Raw genomic sequence first — 391 nt, 5'->3', positions numbered from 1 at the left:
TCACCAACGCACCCGTGACAAGAACCTCATGCCCCACAACACCTAGTGACGCGCAAGAATGCGCCTCTGACGGTCGAAGGGCGCTGTTGGCTCATCGAGCGATGCCGCACGAGACCCATCGCCCACGCCGTGGCTGAGATGGGCCTCTCCCGTGCCTGCACAAGCAAGTGGGTCAACAGATGGCGGGCGCACGGTGAGCTCGGTCTGCTCGACCAATCCTCGACACCCCACCATGGCGCCGCCGCGTCCCCGGCGGCGGTAGTTGCCCAGATCGAGACGCGGCTCCACGAAGGACTGGAGTACCGGACCCCGGTAGAGGTCGAGGCTGCTTTCACTGAGGCCGACGTGACCGCGCCCGCGGTGCCCTGACCTCGGAACGAAACCCAGGGCG

The 391-nt window shown here is 66.5% G+C and carries 1 pseudogene; it reads left to right on the top strand.

What is annotated here, in order from left to right:
* Positions 1-45: 45 nt before the first annotated feature.
* Positions 46-276: pseudogene (locus L979_RS14140) on the top strand (leucine zipper domain-containing protein); the annotation flags it as partial.
* Positions 277-391 lie beyond the last annotated feature (115 nt).

This window comes from Kocuria sp. ZOR0020 (assembly GCF_000800955.1).
Lineage (GTDB): Bacteria > Actinomycetota > Actinomycetes > Actinomycetales > Micrococcaceae > Kocuria > Kocuria subflava.
Note: the sequence above shows the minus strand (reverse complement) of the source record. Positions and strands in the feature narration are given on the sequence as shown.